Raw genomic sequence first — 9533 nt, 5'->3', positions numbered from 1 at the left:
TTAACAAGGGGAAGATTACAGTATCTGTTTATAAAATCTAAGATGTAAAAATCTTTATAGATATTATTAATAGGACTACTTCCTTCATAACATAAATAATTATGTTTAGGTTTTAAAAAGCGAATTGATTCTTTTTCGAAGTTATTCTTGATTGTAAAGTGTATCATATTATTTTCGACTTTATCAACCTTTATTTTAATTTCATCCTTATTACAACTCAACAAACCAAATCCTAAAAGTAAAAAGTAAACAATAGATTTCATTGATAATTATTTTCTTAAAGATAACAAAAAAGCGAATCAATTGATTCGCTTTACTTTATTTTAAAACCTTTACTTCTTTTTATCTTAATATTTTATTCTAAGGTTACTTTTCGAATAGGTTTGATGAAAAATGCAATTAAAATTACGGTTAAAATTGTCATTGTTCCACCAAAAATAATTCCTGGAACTAACCCTAAAAATGTTGCAGCAATTCCACTTTCTAAAGCTCCTAATTCGTTAGAAGAACTCACAAATATTGAATTGACAGATGAAACACGACCTTTCAAATTTTCGGGCGTTTTAATTTGTAAAATACTTTGACGAATTACCATCGAAATTGCATCAAAAGCACCTCCAAACATCAAAATCACAAAACATAAATACAGATTTTGACTAAATCCGAAAGATATAATGCAAATACCAAACATTGCGACTGCTCCCAATAATTTTGGTTCAACATTTCCTTTTAATAAACTTGGAATCATCGACAAGAAAAACATCATTATAATCGATCCAATTCCATGTGCTGAACGTAATAATCCAAAAGCTTCAGAACCTTGATTCAATACTTTTTCAACGAAAGCTGGTAACAACGATTCTGCTCCACCAAAGAAAACCGCAAACATATCCAAACTCAAAACAGCTAATATAATTGGCGTTCCCCAAATAAATCTCAAACCTTCTTTGATACGTATCATTGGCGATTCTGTCGATTCTGATTCTGATATTTCTGCTGGTTTTTTAGAAATTAATAATATCATCACCATCGAAATACACATAATTGTAAAAGCGGTTATCAAAGCGGCTTCAATACCAAATTTTGCTAAAATAACTCCTCCTGCCAAAGGTCCTAAAACTGATCCAATCATAAATGCAGACGAAGAAACTGGAATTGCTTTTGTGTAGTTTTCTTTACGGACAACTAAGGCTAAAAGTGCAAATAAAGCTGGTCCGCTAAAGGATCTTGTCAATCCTAAAATGAAAAATGCAAAATAACAGATTCCCAAATAAACAGGAATTCCGATTGCTTGGCGAACTGACGGAAAGTTAACAATCATCAAGACAAAAGAAGCGGTCATAAAACAACCAATACTTCGTACCAAGATCATCCGTTTATCCAATTTATCGACCAATTGTCCCGCATAAAAAGCAGTTAAAAGAATTGGTAAAAACTCGGCTAAACCAATTAATCCAAGAAAAATTTCTTTCTGAGTGACTTTAAAAATTTCGTACGCAACAGACGTACTCTGAATGAATAAAGCAAAGATTAAGGAAAACCTTAAAAATATGAATGGAATAAATTCTTTATTTTTCCAAACGGATGGAACTTTCTCCTCTGATGTCATTTTGTAATTTGAATTTTAAGTTTTTAAATGTACATTGATTTTATTCAAAATTACCTTGATTTTGGATAATAAATTTTGTATAAAATCAAAAAAAATCTTCGTGTATTTCTACCCGAAGATTTTTGAAAGTTTATGATGTATTTTATTGTTTAATTTAAGCGAATTCTAATTGTTTTTTCTCCTCTAATTGAAGACGATATTCGTAAATATCCTCAATTGTCAAAACAGTCATTTCATGTTTTTCGGCAAAATCTATAATTTGCGGAACTTTCGCCATTGTACCATCAACATTTGTCAATTCGCACAAAACTGCTTCATTTCCTAAACCTGCTAATTTCACAATATCAATACTTCCTTCTGTATGTCCTCGACGTTCCATAACGCCTTTTGGACGAGCAATTAAAGGAAAAACATGTCCAGGTCGATTAAGGTCAGTCGGTTTTGCAATTGGATTAATTGCTGTTTTTATCGTTTGTATACGATCGGCTGCAGAAACACCAGTTGTTACACCTTCTTTTGCTTCAATAGTTACTGTAAATGCAGTATGAAAACGTGAGTTATTGTTTTCGACCATAGGATTTAGCTCCAATTCATCTGCTTTTTCTTGTGTAAGACACAGACAAACAATACCGCTACATTCACGAATCAATAAAGCCATATCAGGCGCAGTAATTGTGGAAGCAGGAAAAATGATATCACCCTCGTTTTCACGATTTTCATCATCAATTAATAAAATTCCTTTTCCGTTTTGTAGATCTTTTATTGCATTTGCAATTCTTTCATTGGCTGTTGAGCCAAATTGTGTGATTGTTTTCATTTGATTTTTGTTTTATCATGAAACATCACTTCAGGGCGAAACACATTGTTAAGTAATAAGCTCAAAGTTGTGCGTCATGAGTTTTTCACTCAGAACTTAACACTTATCACTCATGACTTTCAGTTGTGTTCAATTTTCTTCTCTCATCCAGACTATACTGTCGGTTTTGGAGTTTCACCAAATCAGTCCAATAACAGTTGTTAAAGGAGTCGCGGACTATAACCGCCGGTAAGGAATTTCGCCTTGCCCCGAAGAAAATTTCGTTTGTTAATACTAATTTTTTATTTGAAAAATTACCATAAACTTTCGCGATCAAAGTTACAAAACCAAAATGAGTTATTTATAATGAATAAAGATTATTTTGTTTACTATCAATAAAAACCATATCTTCATTAAAACACTAATAAAATGAAAAACAAAGCATTAAGAATAATTCTGAAAATTGGTTATTACGCTTTATGCGGATATTTAGTTGGATTATTAATTTCTTAGATCTCACCAACTGGAACAAGCCAAAACGCACCATTTACATGTATAGCTGGATCAATGACTTTTTTATTTTTTAAAGATTATATCATTCCATATTACAGAAGTCAAATTCAACAAAAATAGATTTTACAAATATTTCTCTACAATCGGTTTGATTTGATTTGCGATAAATTGATATCCTTTTTCATTTGGATGAATACCATCTTTTGAAAGAAATTCTTCTTTAGTTGAATTAAAACGTGAGAAAATATCAATAAATTCTATTTGATTTTGAAGTGCTAATTCTTTTAGCTTTTGATTGTATAATTCAATTTTTTGAGTCGTACGAAATTTACGTTTAGGAACTTTTATTCCATCAACCGTTTTAGAGATTGGTAAAATACTTATCACATAAATGTTAACTGTAAATTCTTTTGCTTGAGAAATTACTTCAAAAAGATTTGATTCAAAATTAACAAGAGAAACCAATTCTAAATCATTTCTTTCAGCTAAATCATTTGCGCCATAAAAAAAGAAAATTAGATTTTCGTCAGGAGAAAAGCGCGCTTTTGTCTCAACTTCAAATCGTTTCATTAAACCTTCTGTTGTCTCTCCTCCTATTCCGAGATTAAAACAATTGACTTCGTTTGCATTGTTATTATAAAACTCAGCATGGCAATAACGTTTCAAAATTTCTACATAACCTCCCAAAACCCCGTCATATTCGCCGTAGGTAATACTATCTCCAAAAAATAAGCAATTTGTCATCATCATCTAAAACAACACTTTATCCTCTTTTCTCAATTCTTCTAAATAAGCAGCTTTTTCGTCACGATAAAATAAATTCATTGTTTCGAATGGAATTAATTTCAAATCTTTGTTGACGATATGTACGCAAGACTTTTTAACAGCACGAACATCAAAATCATGTGCATCCATAAAATTCAAAATGATTATTCGGAACAAATTATCGTAATCTAAATCCAATTCGGGCGCGCAAACTTCTGGTAAACAACAAAGCAACTGATTCATTTTTGGTTGTACTTTATCCACAGAAATTCCTGTGCTAAAAATATCCAACAACTGTACTTTCAATTCTTCATCTTGTTCGTAAACAATTGTATTTTTTGATTCGTTATTCAATAAATCGGCAGGATTTATATAGCGTGTTAACGGAATTACCTCGTCATTTAATTTTAACATATATCCCATTGCCAAAGCATCAGGATTACACGAAACCGGAATAATATCATCTCCATTGAAAAGAGGATATTGATTCAGAATCTCTTGACGAACTTCCGTTAAGGTAATTTTTTCATGAATAGAGTCTTCTCTGTTTCGGCCTGCAATTTCTACAGGTTGAAAAGTAACTCCACGTACACATTTTTGTTTTAAAGCAAAATCGATGATTTTTCCAATTTCATCCGTATTTTTATCTTTTTGAAGAACAACAACCAAAGTTGTAGAAAGATTTAATTCATTCAATTTTTCTAAAGCTTTCATTCGAACATCTGTCAAATCTTTTCCTCGAAAATCTTCTAAAACTTCTTTTTTAAATGAATCAAATTGTAAATAAACTTCAAATTCTGGTGCATAAGTTGCTAATTTTTCTGCAAAACCTGGATCATTCGCAATTCTAATTCCGTTTGTATTCAACATCAAATGTTTAATTGGTTTTGATTTTGCAATTTCCATAATCTCAAAAAATTGTGGATGAATTGTTGGCTCTCCGCCACTAATTTGAACCACATCGGGTTCGCCTTCATTTTTAACAATGGTATCAAACATCGCTTCTATTTGCTCTAAACTACGATGAGAACCGTAATGTGGCGATGACATGGCGTAACAAGTAGGGCACGTTAAATTGCATCGATCCGTCACCTCAACAATTGATAAACACGAATGTTGCTCGTGATCGACACACAAACCACAATCGTACGGACAACCATATTCTACATCTGTCTCAAAATGCAAAGGCATTTCTGATGCTTTATTGTAATTTCTTATGTTTTTATAATAATCGACATCCGTTGCTATTTTTGTTTTGAAGAAACCATGATCTGGACAACGTTTTGTCATAAAAACATTCTCGTCCTCGATAATAATTTTTGCACCAACACGTTTTAAACATTCTGGACAAAGTGAAATTGTATAATCGTAATACGTGTAATTTCTAACCGGCATAATATAAGTTTTAAGTAGATTTAAGTTTTAATGAAAGGTACGATGTTTACATAGATCCACAAACCATTCCTGAAATAATAAGTGTAACCAATGCACACATTCCAAAAATCATTAAATAGTATTTTGAAGATTTACTTTTTCCAGAAATAGAATTTATGATTAGCGAAATTACTGTTCCAACAGCGCCTCCAATAAGTGCAATTACTGCTAAAATTGCTATAATAACATAAATAAAATCGTTTCCAAATCCTCCTTCTGCAAATATTACTGAATATATCATATTAGTTTCCAATTAAAATTAAGCCACAAATTGAACCCGAAGCAAGTAAAATCCCTATTCCCCAAACCATTAGTTTTAGAGACATTTCTACACTTTCTATCTCATTTTTATTCTTTGTAAATAAGTACAAAATAAAACCTGCTACAGAAAGTACAGAACCAATAAGAAGTAAAATAAAAACAATTGTAAATAAAGATTCCATTAGTTAGATTTAAGTTGTGATAACTTAAAGATATAATAAAAAATAACACCAACACAAGTAATTTGAATAGAACTTAATCCTAAAAAAATGGGATGTATTGGTTTGATAAAATCTAAACAGAAACGAAACACAAAATAAGCCAGCATAAAGATTTGAAACAAATATCCAGAAGGATAAATATATTTTTTCTGAACGATTTTTAAAACTATCCAAAGCAAAATAAGGTAAACAATTTCGTACAAAGCAACTGGATGACGTAACAATCCATCGCCTAAATCCATTCCGAAAATAGATGTTGTTTCTATTCCATATGTTTGTTCATAAACGCCTGTTAAAAAGCAACCAATTCGTCCAATTATCATCGCTAAAATCAAAGGAAAAGTAATCAAATCGCCTGTACTTTCTTTGTATCTAATTATCTTTTTTGTGAGTTCTACACCAATTAAACCAAAGGTTAAACCACCTATGATTGTGTTACTTGTCCAGAAAAAGAGAAAAGGATTTTCTGCATCCAAAAGAGCTTGCGGATTTTCTAATGTTCCAATTATTTTAGAGCCCAAAAGCGCTCCAATTAATGCGCCTATAATTATACTAAACGATTGTGTTGTCGATAAACTTGATTTGTTTCGTTTTCGTAGAAATGCATAATAACGCATCGCAATAAAAATTCCGACCGATTCGAGAATAGGATGAACTAAGACTGAGTGTCCAAAAATTTCAATGGATACAGGAAAATCTATTATCACAAATTAATTAGGTTTTGAGTAAAAGTAATTGATTTTATAGAAATAAAAAAAGCGATGTTAAACATCGCTTTTCGTTTATATTTTGAAAATTTTCTTATCTAAATTTTGAAAAATCTCTTGGACGTTTTTCTAAGAATGCATTACGACCTTCTACAGCCTCTTCTGTACCATATGCAAAACGTGTGGTTTCTCCTGCAAAAATTTGTTGTCCAACTAAACCATCATCTACCAAATTGAATGCATATTTCAACATTTTAATTGCTGTTGGCGATTTTGTTAAAATCTCTTGTGCCCAATCAAAAGCAACTTGTTCTAACTCGTCATGCGGAACAACTAAATTTACCATTCCCATATCGTAAGCCTCTTGTGCAGAGTAATTCAATCCTAAGAAAAAGATTTCACGGGCACGTTTTTGACCAACTTGTTTTGCCAAATAAGCCGAACCGTAACCACCATCAAATGAAGCTACATCTGCATCAGTTTGTTTGAAAATCGCATGTTCTTTAGAAGCCAATGTCATGTCACAAACCACGTGCAAAGAATGTCCTCCTCCTACTGCCCAACCATTTACAACGGCTACAACAACTTTTGTCGAAAAACGAATTAAACGCTGAACTTCTAAAATATTCAAACGTCCAACACCATCTTGTCCTTCATAACCTTTTGCACCACGAACGCGTTGATCACCTCCAGAACAAAAAGCCCAACCACCATCTTTTGCAGATGGTCCTTCTCCTGTCAATAAAATTACACCAACTTCACGATCTTCTTCTGCTAATTGAAAAGCATCTAATAATTCGAAAACAGTTTTTGGGCGAAATGCATTACGAACTTCAGGACGATTAAATGCTATACGCATTACTCCATCACATTTCTTGAACGTGATATCTTCGTACTCCTTTACCGTTTGCCAATTGATTGTTGCCATTATATATTTTGTTTTTTGATTAAAAATTTCTCAAAAATAAGATTTATTCATTTTTAAAAAGAATTTTCAGTTATTAATCTCAAGTTTTTCTACGCAATTCTAGCATACGCTGATCTATAATCTCTTGATACTCTTCTTTAATTACCTTATTTTTTGCGCTAAGAGGTTTTATTCATCATAGTGGTATAAAAAAAGACAATCCGAAAAATACGAATTGCCTTTTAATTTGAAAAATATTTAAAAGAATTGTTATTTAAAATCTGCGTCAGAAACGTTTTTATTAATTTCTACTGATTCAATTACTATTTTAGCTGTTTGAGGTCCAGCTTCTGTTAAAATTTCTGTTGGCATTAAAATACCTTCAAAAGTTTTATATCCTTTGTTTATCGTCGTCGCAATCATTTCTCCTTGTGGAGATTTCATTTTTTGTTCAGACTTCATTAACAAGCCAGTTTTTACATCATAATAATCTGTACGAGAAATATCTGCAGCAACAACTTTGTAATATTCAACTCCGTTTTCAGAAACGATTCCTTCTACTTTAGCCGATTTATAACCTTCTGACAATGGTACAAACAAAGAATTTGTTTTCTTTAAAGGATCTGTCATTTCAGCTGGTAAATCAAATTTTTGTCCTTGTATAACAAACCCTTTCTCACCATCAAAAATTTGTTTAATAATAAGTCCACCTATATTATAACTTACAAAAGTTTTATTAGGCGCAGCAGATTTAGATATATATTCTCCATTTCTACCCATCATGTCAATTTTTCCTTTTTGAGCAATCGATTTTACAGCTTTCACTTTGTCCGTACCACCAATAGCTTTGAAAAAATTATCTGTAATTTGAGCAACTGAAACAGTTGTAGTTTTTGCACCAGAAGTTGGTTTATCTATTTTATTTCCGAAAGAATCGTAGTAATTAACTGAGTAACCTAATTTTTCTAAAGCTGGTGCAATTTGCTCTAATTTACCTGTTACATTGATTTTTGCTTGATCTGGACGGAAATATTTTTTCGAAACACGTAAAACATCATCAATTGTTACAGCATTTATATTTTTGATATAATCTGCATAAAAACTATCTGATAATTGATTTGTCTTTTTCGTTAAAGCCTGGTTAGCAACCGTAGAAGGACTTTCTAAAGTCAAGATAAAGTTTCCTAAGAATTTTGCTTTTACATCATTCAACGTTTGTTGATCAATTTTGTTTAACGTCATTCCTTTAATTTCTTTCATCGTCTCAACGATAGCAGAATCCGTCACTTCGTTACGAACAGTTGCATTAGTATTGAAACGTCCAATGTAACGAGAATCAGAAACTCCACCACGTGCACCATATGTCCAACCATGCGCTTCACGAAGATTCATATTCAATTTCGAATTAAAATCGCCTCCCAAAATAGACGACGCAATTAACGCTGCATAATAATCTGGATCTTTCTTTGTCAACTGAACTGGATACGAAACTGAGACCACAGATTGCACTGCGTTAGGCATATTAATCGCATTTAATTCCGTTTTTGTAACTTCTTCTACTTTTGGAAATGCTGGAATATTTAATTTTCCTGTTTGCCAAGAATCAAAGTTTTTCTCCGCCAATGCTTTTACATCTTTTGTCGAAATATCTCCAACAACAATCAAATAAGCATTGTTTGGTTTGTAGTAGGTATTGTAGTAATCCTTCACATCTTGCAATGTAATTTTCTCAATTTGGGCTGGTGTATCAAATTCTGAGAAAGGATTATTTTTTCCATAAACTAATATATTCGAAACGCGAGATGCTGCTGCTTCTACAGATTTTTCATTCGACTTTAAACCTTCGATGTAACGTTTTTTAACATCAGCAAATTCACTTTCAGTAAAGTTTGGATTCATAGCTCCATCTGCCATATAACCAAAAATCTCGTTGAAATACTTAGTTAAAGAACTTGCAGAAGCTCCTTCTTCCCAAAAATTAACGCGAGCTCCTAAAAACTCAATACGTTTATTGAAATCATCTTTAGATTTTGTTTTTGTTCCTGTTCCCAACATTTCGCCCAACAAAGACTCTGCTCCTTTTTTTGCACCTAATGCAAATGGAGGATTATCGATTGTTAATGTAGCAGAAACTCGTGGTAATTTATGATTTTCAACAACGATAACTGTTAAACCATTTTTTAATTTGAATTCGTTCGATTTTCCTAAATTAACCGTCGGTGCTGGACCTGGTTTTGGCATTGGAATCGCCACTTGCGCATTTAAGCTAACTGCCATAAAAGCGATTGCAAGAGATAATATTTTTGTTTTCATAATTCGG

General features: G+C 32.0%; 10 protein-coding genes and 1 riboswitch. All 10 genes read right to left on the bottom strand.

Translation table 11 applies throughout. The features are described from left to right. Window positions 1-263 (bottom strand): hypothetical protein (locus tag B4J88_RS07870; protein WP_291048153.1); only part of this gene is annotated, 263 nt, incomplete at its 3' end. A 92-nt stretch (window positions 264-355) separates the two neighbouring features. Next, window positions 356-1609: an MFS transporter gene (locus B4J88_RS07865; protein ID WP_291067154.1), complete on the bottom strand. Its 1254-nt coding sequence runs from the start codon at window positions 1607-1609 to the stop codon at window positions 356-358. A gap of 154 nt (window positions 1610-1763) precedes the next feature. Further along, window positions 1764-2426 carry a 3,4-dihydroxy-2-butanone-4-phosphate synthase gene (gene ribB, locus B4J88_RS07860; RefSeq protein WP_114999705.1) on the bottom strand — a complete coding sequence of 221 codons (663 nt, stop codon included), beginning with the start codon at window positions 2424-2426 and terminating at the stop codon, window positions 1764-1766. Window positions 2427-2557: 131 nt separating this feature from the next. Next, a riboswitch (FMN riboswitch) is annotated at window positions 2558-2686 on the bottom strand. A gap of 355 nt (window positions 2687-3041) precedes the next feature. Next, entirely contained in the window at window positions 3042-3662 is a 621-nt protein-coding gene (locus B4J88_RS07855) for an SGNH/GDSL hydrolase family protein (protein WP_115002005.1), read from the bottom strand. Between the two features lie 6 nt (window positions 3663-3668). Continuing rightward, window positions 3669-5078: a radical SAM protein gene (locus tag B4J88_RS07850; RefSeq protein ID WP_280037369.1), complete on the bottom strand. Its 1410-nt coding sequence runs from the start codon at window positions 5076-5078 to the stop codon at window positions 3669-3671. Window positions 5079-5124: 46 nt separating this feature from the next. Beyond that, window positions 5125-5358 carry a hypothetical protein gene (locus tag B4J88_RS07845; protein WP_114999703.1) on the bottom strand — a complete coding sequence of 78 codons (234 nt, stop codon included), beginning with the start codon at window positions 5356-5358 and terminating at the stop codon, window positions 5125-5127. 1 nt (window position 5359) lies between these two features. Further along, window positions 5360-5560 carry a hypothetical protein gene (locus B4J88_RS07840; protein ID WP_114999701.1) on the bottom strand — a complete coding sequence of 67 codons (201 nt, stop codon included), beginning with the start codon at window positions 5558-5560 and terminating at the stop codon, window positions 5360-5362. Then, window positions 5560-6306 carry a prolipoprotein diacylglyceryl transferase gene (locus B4J88_RS07835; RefSeq protein WP_312067361.1) on the bottom strand — a complete coding sequence of 249 codons (747 nt, stop codon included), beginning with the start codon at window positions 6304-6306 and terminating at the stop codon, window positions 5560-5562. Before B4J88_RS07835 ends, B4J88_RS07840 begins: the two co-directional genes overlap by 1 nt. A 94-nt stretch (window positions 6307-6400) precedes the next feature. Next, window positions 6401-7234 carry a 1,4-dihydroxy-2-naphthoyl-CoA synthase gene (locus tag B4J88_RS07830; RefSeq protein WP_114999699.1) on the bottom strand — a complete coding sequence of 278 codons (834 nt, stop codon included), beginning with the start codon at window positions 7232-7234 and terminating at the stop codon, window positions 6401-6403. A gap of 249 nt (window positions 7235-7483) precedes the next feature. Then, window positions 7484-9526, bottom strand: a complete 2043-nt coding sequence (locus B4J88_RS07825) for a M16 family metallopeptidase (RefSeq protein WP_291067152.1) — start codon at window positions 9524-9526, stop codon at window positions 7484-7486. Window positions 9527-9533 lie beyond the last annotated feature (7 nt).

It is taken from the genome of Empedobacter sp. UBA5036 (assembly GCF_002415215.1).
Taxonomy (GTDB): domain Bacteria; phylum Bacteroidota; class Bacteroidia; order Flavobacteriales; family Weeksellaceae; genus Empedobacter; species Empedobacter falsenii_B.
This window is presented reverse-complemented; position numbering and strand designations above follow the sequence as displayed.